This window comes from Cronobacter muytjensii ATCC 51329 (assembly GCF_001277195.1).
Lineage (GTDB): Bacteria > Pseudomonadota > Gammaproteobacteria > Enterobacterales > Enterobacteriaceae > Cronobacter > Cronobacter muytjensii.
Window position 1 is genome coordinate 3015763 of record NZ_CP012268.1, and the last position, 18340, is coordinate 3034102.

Genomic DNA, 18340 nt, shown 5'->3' on the forward strand with positions numbered 1-18340 from the left:
ACGCGCGCGCTTTATTATTCCGTTAACCCGTAACAGGAATCTGTATTACCGGTAATTGCGAAAGCCGGCTGGCGGTGCGCCCGATATCGTCAAGTTCCACGCCGTGAATAATATCCGTCACGCCATAGGCGCTGGAAACAAATAACTGCCGCTGCTTATCATAAAGCACATCAATAAGATTAATAAACCGCTGCTGGGCGGCCGGATTTACATTAGCGAGCAACGGCACCGCGTCAATAAACCAGCAGGAATAAGATTCACAAAGCGTTAAATAATCCATTACCGCCGTCGGCGCTTCGCATAACCCCGCAAACGTAAAATGTAATATTTCGTCCGGCGGCGAGACGGCGTAAAACGTGTGATACCCCGCCGCAACGGCAAATTCGCCGCAGGCGCCAGGCAGCCCGCAGGCGTCGCGCTGGGCGGGCGTACCGGGGCGCAGCCACGCGCCCTGGCTGAACAGCCCGGCGTCGCTCCCGGCCATGAGACGATAATCGCGCTCGCCGTTGAGCGCGAAAATTGTCATTTCGCGTTCGATAAGCGCAATCGACGGCACGAAAAGCTCGTGATACAGCGGATGCGCCAGCAGCTCCCGCGGCGAATAGTTGGAGGTGAGGATAAGGGTGATATTCATCGAGAGCGCCACCTCCAGCAGCTTTTTCGCGAGCATCGCATCGCCCGGATCGTGCAGGTGAAACTCGTCAAAGCAGAGCAGCCGCGCGTCGCCGAGCAGCGCGCGCAGCGCCGCCTCCAGCGGCTGGTGCATCATCCGCTGATGCAGTTCACGAAAAAAGTCATGAAAGTGGGCGCGCTTTTTCGCGGCGAGAGGCAGCGAGGCAAAAAAGTTATCGACGATAAAACTTTTACCGCGCCCGGGCCTGCCCCAGACATAGAGCCCGGCGAAACGCGCTCCGCCCGCCAGCCGCGGGGCCGCCAGCGCATCCAGCGCCGCGACCAGCTGCGTCTGATCCGCATCCAGCCGCAGCGCGTTCTCCTGCGCGCGCTGTTGCATGACCTCGCGAAATGAAAAAGCTACGGCGGTCCCGGCCATCGTGACGGCTCCACATGTAAATAAAATGTTATTAACACATACCCCGCGCGCTTTTTCAAAGCCTGCCGCACGTTTCACCAAAGCAGCGCACTATCAGCACCACGCTGGCGCAGCCGGACCCGCCCGCCCCGCGCCATGCGGGCCTGCGCGGCTGGTACGCTCTTTGCAGCGCTCATCCGGTCTATCCGGTATCTTACGAGGTGAGGTATGAGCGAACAGCAGGCAGGGTTAAAACGCACGCTGGGCAGTTTCCGGCTGTGGGGCATCGCGGTGGGGCTGGTGATTTCCGGCGAATACTTCGGCTGGAGCTATGGCTGGTCTCAGGCAGGCACGATGGGTTTTCTGGTGGTGGCGCTGGCGATTGCCGCTATGTATTGCGCGTTTATCTTCAGCTTTACCGAACTGACGACCGCCATCCCGCACGCGGGCGGGCCGTTCGCTTACGCCTGTCGGGCCTTCGGCCCCACCGGCGGGTTTATCGCGGGCTTTGCCACGCTGGTTGAGTTTGTGTTCGCCCCGCCCGCCATCGCGATGGCCATCGGCGCCTATCTTAACGTGCAGTTCCCGTCGCTTGACCCGAAATGGGTCGCCTGCGGCGCGTACGTCATCTTTATGACGCTCAACATTCTCGGCGTCGGGATCGCCGCCACCTTTGAGCTTATCGTCACCCTGCTCGCCATCTTCGAACTACTGGTCTTTATGGGCGTGGTGGCGCCGGGCTTTTCGTGGAGCCACTTTACCGCGCACGGCTGGGCGGGAGCAGAGAACTTCAGCAGCCTCGCCCTGCCGGGCATGTTCGCCGCCATTCCCTTCGCCATCTGGTTTTTCTTAGCCATTGAGGGCGCCTCAATGGCCGCCGAAGAAGCGAAAGATCCGCAGCGCACCATTCCGCGCGCGCTCGGCGGCGGCATTATCACCCTGACGGTGCTGGCGACAGGCGTGATGATCTTCGCAGGCGGCGTCGGCGACTGGCGTACGCTTGCTAATATTAACGATCCCTTACCGCAGGCGATGAAAACCATCGTCGGGGCCAACAGCGGCTGGCTGCATATGCTGGTGTGGCTCGGCCTGTTTGGCCTGGTGGCGTCGTTTCACGGCATCATCATGGGGTATTCACGCCAGATATTCTCTCTGGCGCGCGCAGGCTTTCTGCCGGCAAGCCTGTCAACCGTTCACCCGCGTACCCGCACGCCGCACCGGGCGATCCTCGCGGGCGGTATTGTCGGGATCGCCGCTATCTTCTCCGATTCGTTGATAACCATAAACGGGATGTCGCTCACGGCCAGCATCGTCACTATGTCGGTGTTTGGGGCTATTGTTATGTATATCGTCTCGATGGCCGCGCTGTTTAAGCTGCGGCGCAGCGAGCCGCATCTGGCGCGGCCTTTCCGCGCGCCGCTCTGGCCGCTGGCGCCCGCGTTCGCGCTGGGTATGGCCCTGATCTGCCTCGTGGCGATGGTCTGGTTTAACCCGGCGCTGGCCGCGATTTTCGCCGTGATGATGCTGGCAGGCTACCTGTGGTTCCGGCTGACCGCCAGCGCGCGGGCCGCCGCCGCCGTGGATGCCCAGCTGCGCGTCGCCTCATAAGGAGCGCTTGTGTATCGCACTACGCTTACGCATTCGACATATCAGTTCGACAGCCTGAAAACGCTGCTGGCGAAAGCCACCCCGGCACGCTCCGGCGATGTGCTGGCGGGCGTCGCGGCGCAAAGCGCCGCCGAGCGAATGGCGGCAAAGATGGCGCTTGCCGACGTGCCGCTGCGCGACATCCTCGATAACCCCGTTATCCCGTATGAAGAAGATGAAGTGACGCGGCTGATTATCGATACCCATGACCGCGACGCCTTCGCGCCGGTCAGCCATCTCACGGTCGGCGATTTTCGCGACTGGCTGCTGGATGAGTCGACCACCAGCGAGACGCTGACGCGGGTGGCGCCGGGCATCACGCCGGAGATGGCGGCGGCGGTCAGCAAGTTAATGCGCAATCAGGATCTCATCCTCGCCGCCAGCAAATGCCGCGTGGTGACGCGCTTTCGCAACACCATCGGCCTTCCGGGCCATTTAAGCGTGCGCTTGCAGCCGAATCACCCGACGGACGATCTGCGCGGTATCGCCGCCAGTATGCTCGACGGGCTGTTTTACGGCAGCGGCGACGCGGTGGTCGGCATTAACCCGGCGAGCGACAGCCTGCCGGTGCTGGAGCGGCTCAACTATATGCTGGATGACGTCATCAGCCGTTTTGAGATCCCGACGCAGTCCTGCGTGCTGACGCATGTGACCAACACGCTCCAGCTTATTGAGCGCGGCGCGCCGGTGGACCTGGTGTTTCAGTCGGTGGCGGGCACCGAGACGGCGAACAGCGGCTTTGGCATCAGCCTTGCGCTGCTCAAGGAGGCGCACGAGGCGGCGCTGAGTCTCGGACGCGGCACGCTCGGCGACAACGTGATGTATTTCGAGACCGGCCAGGGGAGCTGTCTTTCTTCAAACGCGCATCATGGCGTCGATCAGCAAACCTGCGAGGCGCGGGCCTATGCGGTGGCGCGCCATTTTAAACCGCTGCTGGTCAACACCGTGGTGGGGTTTATCGGCCCGGAATACCTCTATGACGGCAAACAGATCATCCGCGCGGGGCTTGAAGATCACTTCTGCGGCAAGCTGATGGGGCTGCCGCTCGGCTGCGACGTCTGTTACACCAACCACGCCGAGGCGGATCAGGATGACATGGACACGCTGCTTACACTGCTCGCCGCGGCCGGGCTGACGTTTCTTATCGGCGTGCCGGGCGCAGACGACATTATGCTGAATTACCAGAGCACCTCATTTCACGATGCGCTCTACATCCGTCGCCTGCTGGGCCTGAAGCACGCCCCGGAATTCGCCGCCTGGCTTGAGAAAATGCAGATAATCAACGCCCAGGGCGATCTGCGCCTGACCGGTGCGAACCATCCGCTGCTGACGGCGCTGCCGCAGGGGGAAAATGTATGAGCACTCATGACAGCTGGGAACTGCTACGCCAGTTTACCGATGCCCGCATCGCGCTCGGGCGCAGCGGCGCGAGCCTTCCTACCGGCGAGGTGCTGAAATTCGGCCTGGCGCATGCGCAGGCGCGCGACGCCATTCATCAACCGTTCGACAGCGAAGGGCTGCGGCCCGCCCTGGCGGCGCTCGGGCTTGAGACGCTGACCGTGCACAGCGCCGCGCCCGATCGCGCCACGTATCTGCATCGCCCGGATCTGGGCCGCCGTCTGGATGATGACAGCCGGGCCGTGCTGGCGGCGCGTAAACGCGACGCCGATCTGCTGCTGGTGATTGGCGACGGGCTGTCGTCCCATGCCGTTCACCGCCAGTCGGTCGGGTTTATCCGCGCCCTGTTGCCCTATATTGACACGCTCGGGCTGTCGCTCGCGCCGGTGGTGCTGGCGCATCAGTCGCGGGTGGCGCTGGGAGATGATATCGGCGAGGCGCTGGGCGCGCGGGCCGTGGCGATCCTGATTGGCGAGCGCCCCGGCCTCTCGTCGCCGGACAGCCTCGGGGTGTACCTCACCTGGCAGCCGCAGCGCTCGCGTATTGAGTCCGAGCGCAACTGCATCTCCAATATTCGCCCTGAGGGGCTTCCCTGGGAGGCGGCGGCCTTTAAGCTCGCCTGGCTGCTGGAACAGGCATTTTTACGCAGGCTCACCGGCGTGAAGCTCAAGGATGAGAGCGATAACCCGGCGCTGCATGGCGTGGTAAAACCACGATTGAGCCAAAAAAAAGCCCCGCACTGAGCGGGGCTTTCTGTAATGACGCGTATCAGGTGTAGAGCGACGCTTCACCAGCCGGACGCGTTTTGAAGCGGCGGTGGATCCAGAGATACTGCTCCGGCGCGCGCAGAATTTCACGCTCAATTACCTTGTTCATGTAGCAGGCCGCGGCGGCTTCATCTTCACGCGGATAACCCTGCAGTTCCGGCTGGATAATCAGCTTATAGCCGCTGGCATCCGGGTTGCGGATCATCACGATGGTCAGCATTGCCGCGTTGCTCAGGCGTGAAAGCACATAGGTGCCGCGCGTGGTGGCGGCGTTGTTCACCGCAAACAGCGGCGCGAAGGTGCTGCCGCGCGGGCCGTAGTCCTGATCCGGCGCGAACCAGACCGCTTCGCCCTGCTTGAGCGCGTTCACCATACCTTTGAGATCTTTACGGTCGATCATCGCTTTGTTGGAGCGCATGCGCCCTTTGGTCTGCGCCCACTCCATCGCTTTATTGTTATGCGGGCGGTACATCGCCATCATCGGCTTGCAGAGCCCCATAACGCGGCCGCCCAGCTCCAGCGACATAAAATGTACGCCGATGACGATGACGCCGCGCTGCTGCGCGCTCGCCTGGTGCAGATGGTGCAGCCCTTCGACGTTAAACCATTTTTTGATGCGCGCATCTGACCAGAACCAGGCCATGCCGGTTTCCAGCAGCGCCATGCCGAGCGACAGGAAATTTTCCTGAATCAGCTGTTCTTTTTGCGCCTCGCTGAAGTTCGGGAAGCATAGTTCAAGATTACGGCGCAGGATTTTTTCACGGCGCTTGAGAAAACGGCGCGAGTTGCGACCGAGAAACGCGCCGAGGCGCATTAACAGCGGATGCGGCATCTGAACCAGCAGCCACAGCAGGCCGAGACCAAACCAGGTAAACCAGTAGCGCGGATGCAACAGCGCACGGGAAAAAGGCGTGACGTTATTCATATAAAGCCCCTTTATGCACAGCGGTGTATCGCATAAAGAAGCCGTTCCGTAAGCGGTACAAACCAGACAGAGAATGATTCAGCAGGGATATTGCCTTCCTGCTACAGAATAAAACAGGTGAAGCCAAAAAAGCACAAGCGCCGTAATGGCTCGCGGTTTGAAATAAAGTAATGTCAGAATGTGAATAAAAGATGGTCTTTTTATGAATTCTGAAACACTTCACCCTATTACGTCGTAATTTCTGGTGACAACCACAGCAAAACGCCGCTGTAAAAAAACTTAATCCGCTAATGATAACAACCTTAATTAACAGAAACTGGCTCCAGTCTTAAAAGAATGTTACGACCGGAAATTCGTATCGCTTTGTCATTAAAGGAAAATTAGTAAAGCGGCACGGTAATCCTGAGCGCGTTGCCAACCACAGCGCTAACGCGATGTGTCAGAGTGAGCCTTTTGCGCGCGGAAAGATAGCGTAATTTTGTAAAGAAAGCGATGGAATTATGGAGGTCAGGTAAAAAGAAACGTTTTAGGAATTATGCCCTCGCTATTTACTTTTCCGATAAAATCGCGTTATCCGCCGGGCATTATTTCCCGGCGCGTTAATATAGCGATTAAAAATAGTGTTTTAATCCGAAAATTGCCCAGTAAATCGCCGAGGCACCCAGATAAATCCAGCATCCCCAGTAAGCAAGCGGCTCGCGGTCACTTTTCGCGCGCGGTAAAAAAGCAAACAGATAACAGGCCGCTGCAATTAACGAAACAAAATAAAAAAACTTCATGCCGTCCCTCCTGAAATTATCCGCATAACCGTTTTCGGGCGTCGTCATTCACAGGATAGACAGCTTTACACGGTTATGCGCACTTTCCGGCCGGGTTATTCCCTCACGACGCTACACTTTTATCACCGTCACGCCCTGTGCCGCGAAGGGCGCAAGCAGGCTGTCGGCGGTGTCGCCTTCCACCACCAGCGTATGGATAAGCGAGATATCGCCGATACAGAACGCGGAGGCGGCGTTGAGTTTTTCCCGCGAGGCCATGACCACCGTTTCGGCGGCGCGCGACGCCAGCGCGCGCTTCACGCACGCCTCTTCGTAGTCGCCGGTGCTAAGACCCGCGTCGGCGCGAATGCCGGTTACGCCCATAAAAAACAGGTCGGCGCGCAGGTGGCTCATCGCCTCGATAGCCGCCGCGCCCACCGAGACAATCGAATGTTTAAACAACCGGCCGCCAATGAGGATCACTTCAATCCGCGGATGCTCCACCAGCAGCAGCGCGATGCCGGGGCTGTGGGTGATAACGGTAATAGCGAGATCTGCTGGCAAACATTTCACCAGCTCGCTGGTGGTGGTGCCGCCGTCAAGCATCACAATCTGCCCAGGCTCAATCAGGGCTGCGGCGCGCCGGGCAACCGCCCGTTTGGAATCCAGCGAAAGCTGGCTGCGTCCGGCGAAATCCGCCACCGCCGCCGACGCAGGCAGCGCGCCGCCATGCACACGTTGCAGACGGCCTTCGGCGGAAAGCTCGCGCAGATCGCGCCGTATCGTATCTTCTGAGACGTTAAACCACTCGCTGAGCGCCCGGGACTGCACCTGCCCTTCCGCCGCCAGTTTTTCCAGGATGAGCTTTTTACGTTGTGACGTCAGCATACGGGTTCCCTGTTTGCACGATATCTCTTGACCATGCACGAATATGCACGTTATGTTGCCGATTCTACCTGTGGAGACGTCATCATGCCATCTGTTCGTGAAAAAGTACGCATTGTTGAAACGCAAACCCTGTCAGACGACTGGTATGTGCTGAAGAAATATACCTTTGATTATCAGCGCCGTGACGGCCGGTGGCAGCGACAGAGCCGCGAAGCCTATGACCGCGGCAACGGGGCGACCATTCTGCTGTATAACCGCGCCGAACGCGGCGTCATTCTCACTCGCCAGTTTCGTCTGCCGGTATTTATCAACGGCTACGACGGGCTGCTGACCGAAACGGCGGCGGGCCTGCTGGATGAAGCCGAGCCTGAAGCGCGTATCCGGGCGGAGGCCGAAGAAGAGACCGGCTATCTCGTGGAGAAGGTCGAGAAAGTGTTTGAAGCTTACATGAGCCCCGGCTCGGTGACGGAAAAACTCTATTTCTTTATCGGCGAATACGATCCGGCGCGACGACGCGGCGCGGGCGGCGGGATCGCGGAAGAAGGCGAGGATATCGAGGTCGTGAAAATGCCCTTCGACGAGGCGCTGCGCGCGGTGCGCGACGGCGAGATAGTCGATGCCAAAACCATCATGCTGCTGCAATACGCGGCGCTGAACGCGCTAGTGTAAGGACAAGACGATGAGCAAACTGATTCTGGTGGCGGGCCCGTGGCGCAGCGGCACCCACGGCGATGAAACCCTGATGCGGCAGAACCTGGCGCGCCTTGAGCAGGCGGCGCTGGCGCTGTTTGAGCGCGGCCACGTGCCGGTGATTGGCGAATGGCTCGCGCTGCCGCTCTCCAGGACTGCCGGTAGCGAAAAGCCTGGCGATGCGCTAAGCGAGCGGTTTTTGTATCCGGTCGCGCACCGCCTGGTGGCGAAATGCGACGCGGTGTTGCGCCTGCCTGGCGCCTCTGGCGGCGCGGACCGCGATGTGGAGATTGCCCGCAAACACGGGCTGACGATTTACTTTTCGCTGGACGAGGTTCCACAGGCGTAATGCCTGAAGTTGCACGTTTAGCCGCAACCGGGCAGGAGCGGGTTGCGGCGCAGCCTTAAATAATTCTGTCGCCCCACTCCACCGCTTCCAGGAACAGCTGCGTGACCTGCTCTTCGCTCATGTTGAGCTGTTTCATGCCCTGCGTGACGCCCTGCCAGTGATTCTGCTCGTAGCCTTCATAGAGATTCAACAGCGCGCCGAGCGTGCCGCTGCGGTTTAACAGCGCCTCGCGCACGATGACCGGTACGGTTATCTGCTCAAGCAGCACCGCCATTGGCACGCTCAGAATAATATCCAGCCGCGAGAAGAGCCCGGCGATAAAGGCGTCGTTTTCATCGACGTTCGCGCCCGTTTGCGCGACGGCCATTTCACAGAAGCGGCCGCAGGCGAGACTGTAGTTAAACAGTTCGGTGACCGCAGGCTCGCTACTGTGTGTCACCGCCAGAATCGCGATAAACCGGCGCAATTCGCTAAGCCCCAGGAAATAGAGAACATTGCGAAAAGGCAGCACATCCGCGTTGGCATGGTGGTTAATTTTATATTTGATATTATTGACATAGCGCATCAGCTTGTAGGTGATCGCCACATCGCGGCTTATCAGCTCTTCTATTTTGCGCATATCCGGGTTGGCCGAAACCACTTCATTGAGCAATTGCAGAATAAACATCTGCTGCTCCGGCAATTTACGGGTCTTAATCATTTCCGGCTCGCCATAAAAATAGCCCTGGAAACGCTGAAAGCCCATCTCTTTGTAAAGGGTAAACTGCTCGCGAGTTTCGACTTTTTCGGCCAGTAATTTGCGGTTACTGATATTATTTTCACGAATAAAACGTGAAATTTGCTCCGGCGTTAATGCCTGAATATCGAACTTAATAACCGTCACATACGGCAAAAAACTTGACCACGCCTCACTCAAACGAAAGTTATCCAGGGCGAAACGAAAGCCCTTGTAATACATCTCCCGCACCATTTTTAACAGCTCGGGTTCCGGGGCGGCGTTCTGGTGAATTTCAATCACCACTTTTTCCGCCGGGAGGGTTTGCGCCAGACCGTTGACAATCATCTCATGCGGGAAATTGATATAGGACGTGTGCTGCCCCACCAGACGTTGCAGCGGGGTGACAAGAAATTGCTCCGCCAGCAGATGGTTAGTGGCATATTCTTCCGTCACCATCGGAAACGTATTGGTCAATCCATTGCGATAAAGCAGCTCATACGCGACGGTATTAAGCGCAGCGTCAAAGATGGGCTGCCTGGCGATAAAGGAATACATATTCACCTCCAGTCTGGTATTTACGTAGCATCCCTGGCGAAAACGCAGTTTACGCTGAAGCTCGCAACCCGCAGACATTTTTAACGCGGATTTTATGAAAAAATATGATGATGGTTAAGTTTTATCTTATTCATTCATTCTGTTCGGCGCAGTCTTTCGAACGGCTTGCCGTTTTTTTATTCGATCGCCCAAAATAATCGGTTACTTTCGCTACGCTTTTTTTTAGCAGTAATAAACTTTTTATTTTGCTGTCATAAAAAACGCTTTTTGCGTACCCGCTAAATTTCAGGGGGCCGTTATTTTGCGCTGCCCTTTGCCGAGGTCGACAGGCGCGTACGCAACTGTCCGGTCAGCGTGACATGCGCTATCGCGTCTTCGCCGTTGCACAAATACTCCACCGCCATCCGGCCAAGCTCGCTGTAGGGCAACTGAATACTGGTGAGCGCGGGCGTAAGCTGCTCGGAAATTTTCTGATCGTCATACCCCGCCACCAGCATATCGTCAGGGATGCGCACGCCGCCGGTCGCCAGCGCCTGATAGCAGCCAATCGCCAGCCAGTCGCTGGCGCAGAAGATAGCCTCCGGGCGCGGCGTCTGCGTCAGCAGCGTTTGCGTCGCCTGGAACGATTCGCTGAACTGCCAGTTGGTTTGCATGATAAGTTCCGGCTCCGGGTCGATATCCGCCTCTTTCAGCGCGGCGAGATAGCCCGCCAGCCGCTGGCGGGTCGCCTCCATCCACTCTTCGCCGGTAATATGCGCGATGCGTCGCGCGCCCTGGGCGATGAGATGGCGTGTTAGCAGATACGCGTTTGCGTAATCGTCCGGTACGAAAGATGGCACCTGCGGCGACTGCGGCGCGCTCTGGTTCAGCAGCACCAGCGGTAACGCGGTGCACTGATGAAACGGCGACATGTCGATGACGGCGGTAACCGGCGAGGCCAGAATAATCCCCACGCAGTTGCGCTTTTCAAGCTGGCGAATGATATCGCGCGCCAGCGCATCGTCATCGCCGTAGTCATAAACCGTCAGCAGCACCTGGTTACGCCACGCGGCCTCGCGCGCCTGGCTGATGGCGTCGATAAACGGATCAAAACTTTGCAGGGAGCTTATCAGCAGCGCGATCTCTTCCTGATTGCGCGGCGAGTGGATGGCCGGGACGCGGTCGTAACCAAGCTCTGCCGCCACAGCCATCACCCGCTGACGGGTTTCATCACTCAGCTTGATATTGCGGGACTGGTTAATCACCAGCGATACCGTCGCCTGGGAGACGCCCGCCGCGCGCGCGATATCATTCATCGTCACCTTATTTTTTCGCATCGTCCTTTTCCCGCGCTGTCGTGAGCCCTGCATCATAACCTGACATGCCCCGCTACGGGCAATCTCCTGTGTGGCGCGTCACGTTTTACGCCGGACGGTGCCGCCAGTTTGTGATTCGTCTCTCCTTTCGCCACTCAGAGGTTTGCTGGTTTATCGCACAGCTAATATTTATTAGTTAATTTTATTAACTGAAAGGAGCGATAAATGAAACAGCAATGGAGCCAGGCGCAGGCGCAGGCGTGGTATCAGGATCAGGGCTGGCTGTGCGGCTTTAACTATCTGCCTTCGACAGCGGTGAACTGGACGGATATCTGGCAGGCGGAAACCTTCGACGAGCCAACCATCACGCGCGAGCTGGGCTGGGCGGCCCGGGCGGGCTATAACTCGCTGCGCATCAATCTGCCGTTTATCGTCTGGGAACATGACCGCGACGGGCTGCTCGCGCGCATCGACCGGTTTCTCGCCATTGCCGAGGCGCACGGTTTGCGCACCATGCTCACCCTGATGGACGACTGCGGGTTTTCTGGCGATGAGCCTTATCTCGGGCCGCAAAAACCGCCGGTGCCTGGCAAACACAACAGCCAGGCCGCCGCGAGCCCGGGGCGCGCAAAAGTGTGCGATAAAAGCACCTGGCCGCAGGTGGAGCGCTACGTGCGCGATATTCTCCGTCGCTTCGGTCAGGATCCGCGCGTACTGCTCTGGGATCTCTACAACGAGCCCGGCAACCGCGGCATTTTCTCAAGCGGCACCGAAGAGGTGCTGTATGACGAAAAGCTGGAACGTTTTGCGATGGAACTGATGACGCAGGCGTTTAGCTGGGCGCGCGAGGAAAACCCCTCCCAGCCGCTGACCGTCTGCGCCTGGCATCTGCCCGCCGAGGAGGCGAACGAGCGCTACTTCACTCATCCGCTCGACCAGGCGGCGCTCTCGCTTTCGGATGTCATCAGCTTCCACGCCTACACCCACACCGCGCGCATGGTGGCTATCATCCACCAGCTCCAGCAGCTCGGCCGCCCGCTGTTTTGTACCGAATGGCTGGCGCGCCACGTCGGAAGCACGGTGGAAGAACAGTTGCCGCTGATGCACGCCGCCAATGTGGCGCCTTATCAGTGGGGGCTGGTGCGCGGCAAAACCCAGACGTGGCTGCCGTGGCCGGTGGTGATGAAAAACAGCCCCGACTACTGCCGGCTCTGGTTCCACGATGTGTTTGAAGAAAACGGCATTCCTTTTTCACAGGCGGAAATCGAGCTGGTACGCCGCTTAAGCAAAATCGGCCTTCATCCCGCCGTGACATCCACCGCTGTATAACATCTTTGCCCGGCCCCGGTGGCCGGGTAGTAAGGCAGAGACTATGGCAAACACGATGAAAATCCCGTCCCGCGAACTCTGGTCCTATTTCGGCTATGGGTTAGGGCAATGTTTTAGCTTTGGGCTGGTGGGATCGTTTATTAACTATTTCTATACCGACGTGCTGGGTATTTCAGCGCTGGCCGCGAGCACCATTTTTCTGATAGCCCGCGCCTGGGATGCGATTCACGATCCGCTGTTTGCCAGCATTATGGACACCATTAACAGCCGCTTCGGGCAGTTCCGCCACTTTATGCTCATCGCGCCGCTGTTAATTACCGGCGTCACGCTGCTGTCGTTTTATAAAATCGACGCGGACATGACCACCAAAATTATTTACGCCGGAGTGACCTATATTTTATGGGGCACGCTGTATGCGATTTCCGATATTCCGTTCTGGTCGATGTCATCGGTGATGACCAATGATTCGGTGCAGCGTACCCGCGCGGTGACCGCCGCTATGCTCGGCGTCAACGCCGGTATCGCCTGCGCCAGTATTTTCTTTCCGCGCCTCGCCGCCTTTTTCGCCCCCTACAGCGATGACAAAGGTTATTTCATGGGCGCGCTGGTCATGATGCTGATTGGCCTGCCGCTGATGATTAACGGCTTTATGCAGGTAAAAGAGCGCGTGCCGCCCAGCCCGGAAAAAGTCACCATTCGTGACACTTTCCGCAACTTACGCCATAACAAGCCGCTGTTTATTATTCTGATGTCGTTCTTTTTCTGCGTTTTTCATAACGTCGCGAATGGCATTTACATCTATTTCTTTATCTATAACCTCGGCGACGCAGGCTTACAGACGGTGGTTGGCGTGCTCGGCATTGTGGCCGCGGTAGTCTGCCTGATAGCACCGCTGCTGACGCGGCGGATGCAAAAGCGCCGGCTGTTTATGATCCTCTGCGGGCTGGATATCGCCGTGCGCGTGGTGATGTGGTTCGCGGGCTTTGAGCACACTATTTTGCTGTTCATCCTGCTGGGGCTTAGCAATATCTTTGTGATGATGACCAATATTCTCACCTCGTCGATGATTGCCGACACTATTGAATATGCCGAGTATCACACTCACCGGCGCTGCGCGGCGATCACCTTCTCCGGGCAGACATTTACCGGCAAGATGTCAGTGGCGGTAGGCGGCGGGCTGATTGGCGTGTTCCTGACGCTGATTGGCTATGTGCCGCAGGCCCAGAGCCAGACGCCTGCGGTGCTGAATGGGCTGTTTTTCGGCATCTGCCTGCTGCCCGCCATCGGTTCGCTAATCCGCCTGCTGTTGATGTCGCGCTTTACGTTTACCGAAGAGAAACACGCCGAGATCTGCCGCCTGCTGGCGGAGCGCCGCGAGGCGCAGTCGGCGAAATAACCGGGGCTCGCGCCGCGCCGCGAGCCGCTTAAAACCCCAGGCGGAAACAGACCGCCCAAAGCATAAAAACGCCGCCGGCGATAAAAAAACACTGGTACGCCGAGACTATCCCCGCCTGATGGCGCAGATAAAAACGCAGCGGCTGACGGTGTAAATTGGCCGCGTTATGTTTTTCATGAAAGTCAGTCATTTTCGCCGCGCCGCGCGCGGAAAGCGCGGCGAAAAAATTCACCAGTACAATCACTATCGCCAGCATATACCCTTTAATCAGCAATATGCCCGCTGAACGGTATTCGCCGGGGATAAAATGCCCGGACTGTCTGAGCGACATCGCGCCCACGCTGAGCGCCAGATGCACGCCCAGCAGAATAAGAAAGTGCTTACCCACCGTTTTAAACGGCTTTCTGAGCGTAACACGCCAGAAATAGGCCAGCAGTAACGCTGACGATATCAGCCACATCAGGATATTCCCTGCCATTGTTATTTTTCCTGCTCTAACCGCGATGTTTCCACCTACCATCGCATACTCGCCGCGTGCTGTCATGGCCGGATAAAAGTAGTCGCCGTTCAGGAAATCCTCCAGCTGAAAGGCGCTGGTTCGCGCGCCATGTTCCCCTGCCATCATGTTCTCCTTAGCAGTCGGATGTTGCGCGGCGCGCCTTAACAGCGGCGTACCGCGCGAAAATGAGAAGAGTATTTACCGCAATCCTCTGCCTGGCAACGGGTGCGGTCAGCCCCGCCGCCCAGCCCAAAGAAACCTGACAGCACTGCGCCTAAAACATAAATATTTCTTATTAACAGAAGTACGCATGAGGAAATTGGGAAGAGAATCAGCGGATATATTTCCGTGAAAGGCATTTATAAATAAAGTTAAGCGCCCGCCTTTATTACCCACAATATAACAATGGCTTATCTATACTGATTATCATCCGGCTAATCATTTCCTGATAAATTACCTCTCTGTTTCTATTATCGACACTCGCATTTACTTACCCAGAATTTTTAAAACTTTACAAAGCTGATAAACCTTTAAACTTTAATTTCTCTTATAGGAATTTCCTGAGTAATAAATATCAAAGAAGAATGCTACTTATTAATTTCGCCGTAACGAGTCCACGGAGAATGCCTTTAACGGGCAGTCGATATTCGGCTCGTTGAATCCCTCATGGAGACAGCATTTTGACCACCTTAAAACCTCTTCTGGCCAAAAACCGTAGCTGGGCGCAGCAGCGTCTTCAACGGGACCCGGATTACTTTGGCAAACACCTAGACCAGCAGCAGCCGCACTCGCTCTGGATAGGCTGTTCCGACAGCCGCGTGCCGGCGGAAGTGCTTACCGGCTCTCACCCTGGCGAACTGTTCGTACACCGCAATATCGCCAATATGGTTGATCCGGACGACGACAATTTTATGAGCGTGCTGCAATACGCGCTGCACTACCTGAAGGTGAAACGCATCGTGGTGTGCGGCCATTACGGCTGCGGCGGCGTACAGGCGGCGCTGACGTTGCCGCAAATGTCGCTCGCGCATGAATCCTCATCGCTGGCGCGGCGCATCAGCCATCTGCGCGACGCGCTCTCGCAGCATATCGCCGGGCGCGATGCGTCGCCGCCCGATACACAAACCCTGAATCAACTGGTGGAAGCCAACGTCATCGCGCAATTCAACCGCCTGGTGCAGACCCGCACAGTGCGCAATATCTGGCGCAGCGGCCAGGAGCTGAATGTTTACGGCTGCGTGTATGACCTGGCGTCCGGTCATCTGGAAATGCTGACGGAGCAAACGGGAGAGGAAGCGGTATGAATATGAATACGCTGCGCCAGGATAGCCTGGCGGGGGTGGTTGTCTTCCTGGTAGCACTGCCGCTTTGCCTTGGGATCGCCCAGGCAAGCGGCCTGCCGCCGTTCGTCGGCCTGCTGACCGGCATTATCGGCGGGCTGGTGGTCACGGCGCTAAGCCCGTCGCGGTTCGCGGTCAGCGGCCCCGCCGCGGGCCTGGTGACGATTGTCGTCGCCTCGATTGAAACGCTGGGTTCATTTTCCGCCTTTCTGCTGGCGCTGGTGCTGGCGGGCGTGCTGCAAATCGCGCTCGGGCTTATCCGCGCCGGGCGGTTTATCTCGCTGGTGCCAGGGAGCGTTATTAAAGGCATGCTGGCGGCGATCGGCCTGCTGCTTATTATGCAGCAGATCCCGGTGGCGCTGGGCGCGGCGGATGAAAACAGCCTGCTGGCGGTGTTCAGCGGCGATTTTGCGTTCTCGCCGGTGTCGATTGCGGTCGCGGTCGGCGGGCTGCTGCTGATGGCGCTCTGGGGCTCGCCAGCTATCCGGCGCGTTAAATGCCTCGCCTGGATCCCGGGCCCGCTGGTCGCGGTACTGGTGGGCTGCGTGACGACGCTTGCGCTTAGCCACAGCTCGCCCGCGCTGCTCGCGCGCCTGCCGCTGATTACGCTACCGGAGTTCGCAAGCCTGGGCGCGCTGGTTTCGGAGCTGGAGACGCCCGCCTGGCAGGCGTTTACTAATCCGTCGGTGTATGTCGTGGCCGTGACGCTGGCGCTGGTGGCGAGCCTTGAAACGCTCCTAAGCCAGGAGGCGCTGAAAAAACTGCGCCCGCAAAACCCGCCGCCGTCGCCCAACCGTGAAATGCTGGCGCAGGGCGCGGGTAACTTGCTCTCGGGGCTGGTCGGCGCGATGCCGATCACGGCGGTGATTGTGCGCAGTTCCGTGAACGTCAGCACCGGCGCGCAGACCAAACTGTCGATTTTCATTCATGGCGCGCTGCTGCTCATCTGCGTGCTGTGGTTTCGTGAAGTCCTGATGACTATCCCCCTGGCGAGCCTCGCGGCGGTGCTGCTCTATACCGGCTATAAGCTCGCCACGCCGCGCCTCTTTGTAGAACAGTTCCGCGCGGGCGCGCAGCAGTCGGTGCCGTTCCTCGCCACCATCATTGGCATCATCGCGTTCGGGATGCTGGCAGGTATCGGCATCGGGCTTGCCGCCCAGATAGCGCTCAGCCTCTGGCATAGCCATCGCAACGCCATGCAGCTGGCGCGTTATGACGACCACTATGTCTTGCGCATTCACCAAAACCTAACGTTTATGCATAACCCGCGCCTGCAAGCGCTGCTGGATAAAATTCCGGAAAAGAGCGTGGTGATTGTCGAGCATGACAACGCCGACTATTTCGATCCGGATGTCAAAGCGGTGCTGAGCGACTTTGCGCAGAACGCGCCGCAGCGCGGTATTCGCCTCACCCAGTGGCCGGTAACCTGACCCCGCCGGGGGCCTGTCGGACAGGCCCCCGATTCGCCGCCTTCGGCAAAACGCCCCGAGTTCAGCTACGTTTGTAAGACCCTTCTGGAATGAAGCGGGTGCCGCGCCGTTGTGGTATCCGGCTGCTATTGACTGACGATAAGGATGCATCATGAACTCGAAAGAGATGTCCAGGGCGTTTTTTATTTTGATCCTGTTTATCGTTTCGATCCTGTTTTTCAACCTGATCAAACCCTATCTTTCCGCCGTGCTGTGGGCCGTGATCCTCGCTGTGATCTTCTATCCGATAAAGCGCAGGCTCTGTCATGCGATGGGCGGGCGCGCCAGTATCGCTTCGCTCTTAACCGTCGTGCTGATTTGCCTGCTGGTGTTCGCGCCGCTGGCGGTGATCACCTCGTCGCTGGTTAAAGAGTTCAACACGGTTTACAGCGATTTGCAGGCCAATAACACCACGCTTTCCGTGCTGCTGGCGGATGTGGTGCGCATACTGCCGGACTGGGCGCAGCAGATGCTCGCCGAAAACCAGCTCGACAGCGCGACCGCCATTCAGGAGAAAATTTCCGGCGCGGCGCTTAAGGGCAGCCAGTACGTGGCGGGCAGCATTTTTCTTATCAGCCGCAACACGTTCAGCGTGGTGGTTGGGTTCGGCATCATGCTCTATCTGCTGTTTTTCCTGCTGAAGGATGGCCCGCGGCTGGTGTCGATGGTGCTGAATGCGCTGCCGCTCTCGGATAAAGTCAAACAGCGGCTCTTTCGCCGCTTCGCCGCCGTCGCGCGCGCCACGGTAAAAGGCACGGTGGTGGTGGCGGTGGTTCAGGGCGTGCTTGGCGGCGTGGCGTTTTACTTCGCGGGCATCGGCGCGAGCATTCTGTGGGGCGCGCTGATGGCGTTCCTGTCGCTGGTGCCCGCCGTCGGCACGGCGCTTATCTGGGTGCCGGCGGTTATCTATCTCTTCACCACCGGAGCCATCGTGAAAGCGGTGCTGCTGACCGCGTTTTTCATCGTTGTGGTGGGCCTTGCGGATAACCTGCTGCGTCCGCTGCTGGTGGGGAAAGATATCCGTATGCCCGACTGGCTTATCCTGCTCGCGACGCTGGGCGGGCTGGAAGTGTACGGCATTAACGGCTTCGTGGTCGGGCCGCTTATCGCAGCGCTCTTTGTCACCTGCTGGAACACCTTCTCCGCCGGCCCCGGTCGCACCTCTTTGCCGCTGGAGAAAAAAGAAGACGACCCTTCCTGAGCAATTTGAAAAAAGTGCGGTTAACGCCTCGCCAGGGGCGTTAAAAACCCCATTCAAAGCTGTCCGATGTTACACTCGAAAGGCAA

At 58.1% G+C, this 18340-nt stretch carries 17 protein-coding genes; 10 read left to right on the top strand and 7 right to left on the bottom strand.

Features of this window, described 5'->3' with window-relative positions; genetic code table 11:
* Window positions 1-22 precede the first annotated feature (22 nt).
* Entirely contained in the window at window positions 23-1051 is a 1029-nt protein-coding gene (zapE, locus tag AFK63_RS13950) for a cell division protein ZapE (protein ID WP_038864434.1), read from the bottom strand.
* Window positions 1052-1258: 207 nt separating this feature from the next.
* Between zapE and eat the strand changes: the two genes are divergently transcribed.
* From eat to eutC, 3 genes are read left to right on the top strand one after another with little or no spacing between them, the layout of a single operon-like run.
* Window positions 1259-2638, top strand: a complete 1380-nt coding sequence (eat, locus tag AFK63_RS13955; protein WP_038864435.1) for an ethanolamine permease — start codon at window positions 1259-1261, stop codon at window positions 2636-2638.
* Window positions 2639-2647: 9 nt separating this feature from the next.
* Window positions 2648-4036, top strand: a complete 1389-nt coding sequence (locus AFK63_RS13960) for an ethanolamine ammonia-lyase subunit EutB (RefSeq protein ID WP_038864436.1) — start codon at window positions 2648-2650, stop codon at window positions 4034-4036.
* Complete coding sequence (eutC, locus tag AFK63_RS13965) at window positions 4033-4818, top strand: ethanolamine ammonia-lyase subunit EutC (protein WP_053531579.1); 786 nt, start codon at window positions 4033-4035, stop codon at window positions 4816-4818. Before AFK63_RS13960 ends, eutC begins: the two co-directional genes overlap by 4 nt.
* A gap of 25 nt (window positions 4819-4843) precedes the next feature.
* Here the strand turns inward: eutC and lpxP are convergent, their stop codons facing one another.
* The 3 genes from lpxP to AFK63_RS13975 form a co-directional block, all read right to left on the bottom strand.
* Entirely contained in the window at window positions 4844-5767 is a 924-nt protein-coding gene (gene lpxP / locus AFK63_RS13970; RefSeq protein ID WP_038864438.1) for a kdo(2)-lipid IV(A) palmitoleoyltransferase, read from the bottom strand.
* A gap of 611 nt (window positions 5768-6378) precedes the next feature.
* Complete coding sequence (locus tag AFK63_RS21280; RefSeq protein ID WP_131824753.1) at window positions 6379-6594, bottom strand: hypothetical protein; 216 nt, start codon at window positions 6592-6594, stop codon at window positions 6379-6381.
* Window positions 6595-6657: 63 nt separating this feature from the next.
* Entirely contained in the window at window positions 6658-7413 is a 756-nt protein-coding gene (locus tag AFK63_RS13975; protein ID WP_038864440.1) for a DeoR/GlpR family DNA-binding transcription regulator, read from the bottom strand.
* Between the two features lie 84 nt (window positions 7414-7497).
* Here AFK63_RS13975 and AFK63_RS13980 point away from each other — a divergent pair, with 84 nt between their 5' ends.
* Together AFK63_RS13980 and AFK63_RS13985 are read left to right on the top strand one after the other, a co-directional pair.
* On the top strand, window positions 7498-8082 hold the full coding sequence (locus AFK63_RS13980) for an NUDIX domain-containing protein (RefSeq protein ID WP_038864441.1): 585 nt from the start codon (window positions 7498-7500) through the stop codon (window positions 8080-8082).
* Between the two features lie 10 nt (window positions 8083-8092).
* Window positions 8093-8452: an NUDIX hydrolase gene (locus AFK63_RS13985; protein ID WP_038864442.1), complete on the top strand. Its 360-nt coding sequence runs from the start codon at window positions 8093-8095 to the stop codon at window positions 8450-8452.
* 55 nt (window positions 8453-8507) lie between these two features.
* Here the strand turns inward: AFK63_RS13985 and AFK63_RS13990 are convergent, their stop codons facing one another.
* Complete coding sequence (locus tag AFK63_RS13990) at window positions 8508-9725, bottom strand: EAL and HDOD domain-containing protein (protein WP_038864443.1); 1218 nt, start codon at window positions 9723-9725, stop codon at window positions 8508-8510.
* Window positions 9726-10021: 296 nt separating this feature from the next.
* On the bottom strand, window positions 10022-11041 hold the full coding sequence (locus AFK63_RS13995) for a LacI family DNA-binding transcriptional regulator (protein WP_038864444.1): 1020 nt from the start codon (window positions 11039-11041) through the stop codon (window positions 10022-10024).
* A 204-nt stretch (window positions 11042-11245) separates the two neighbouring features.
* Between AFK63_RS13995 and AFK63_RS14000 the strand changes: the two genes are divergently transcribed.
* Together AFK63_RS14000 and AFK63_RS14005 are read left to right on the top strand one after the other, a co-directional pair.
* Complete coding sequence (locus AFK63_RS14000; RefSeq protein WP_038864446.1) at window positions 11246-12349, top strand: cellulase family glycosylhydrolase; 1104 nt, start codon at window positions 11246-11248, stop codon at window positions 12347-12349.
* 43 nt (window positions 12350-12392) lie between these two features.
* Window positions 12393-13745: an MFS transporter gene (locus tag AFK63_RS14005; RefSeq protein ID WP_050568179.1), complete on the top strand. Its 1353-nt coding sequence runs from the start codon at window positions 12393-12395 to the stop codon at window positions 13743-13745.
* 28 nt (window positions 13746-13773) lie between these two features.
* Here AFK63_RS14005 and AFK63_RS14010 read toward each other — a convergent pair whose 3' ends face one another.
* Window positions 13774-14370 carry a hypothetical protein gene (locus AFK63_RS14010; protein WP_236613115.1) on the bottom strand — a complete coding sequence of 199 codons (597 nt, stop codon included), beginning with the start codon at window positions 14368-14370 and terminating at the stop codon, window positions 13774-13776.
* A gap of 554 nt (window positions 14371-14924) precedes the next feature.
* Between AFK63_RS14010 and AFK63_RS14015 the strand changes: the two genes are divergently transcribed.
* The 3 genes from AFK63_RS14015 (at window position 14925) to AFK63_RS14025 (ending at window position 18254) form a co-directional block, all read left to right on the top strand.
* Window positions 14925-15548, top strand: coding sequence for a carbonic anhydrase (locus tag AFK63_RS14015; RefSeq protein ID WP_038864447.1), 624 nt, complete (start codon window positions 14925-14927; stop codon window positions 15546-15548).
* A gap of 2 nt (window positions 15549-15550) precedes the next feature.
* Complete coding sequence (locus AFK63_RS14020) at window positions 15551-17014, top strand: SulP family inorganic anion transporter (protein ID WP_144420924.1); 1464 nt, start codon at window positions 15551-15553, stop codon at window positions 17012-17014.
* Between the two features lie 151 nt (window positions 17015-17165).
* On the top strand, window positions 17166-18254 hold the full coding sequence (locus AFK63_RS14025) for an AI-2E family transporter (RefSeq protein ID WP_038864450.1): 1089 nt from the start codon (window positions 17166-17168) through the stop codon (window positions 18252-18254).
* Window positions 18255-18340: the final 86 nt, after the last annotated feature.